The sequence below is a fragment of the Bacillus cereus group sp. BfR-BA-01350 genome (assembly GCF_022663775.1).
Lineage (GTDB): Bacteria > Bacillota > Bacilli > Bacillales > Bacillaceae_G > Bacillus_A > Bacillus_A paranthracis.
Genome location: NZ_JAKUGD010000061.1, coordinates 1 through 223 on the forward strand (window position 1 = coordinate 1; position 223 = coordinate 223).

Below are 223 nucleotides of genomic sequence, written 5' to 3' on the forward strand. Positions count from 1 at the left end.
TTGTCTTGTTTGGTGATTTTTCTTTGTTTTGAACTAAGGCATTCAACTTTTTTAAATATGCATTTTCCATACGTAAACGCTCATTTTCCGCTTGTAAAGCTTCGATTGATCGTTCATCTACTGGTTTTATTTTTTTATCTTTCATGGTTGGACGCCCCTTTTTCTTTGATTGTAGGGCATCCAATCCTCCTGTTTCATAAGCTATTTTCCATTTCCGAAGTGT

At 35.0% G+C, this 223-nt stretch carries 1 pseudogene; it reads right to left on the bottom strand.

The features are described 5' to 3' along the window. Positions 1-223: pseudogene (locus MR147_RS26970) on the bottom strand (IS3 family transposase); the annotation flags it as partial.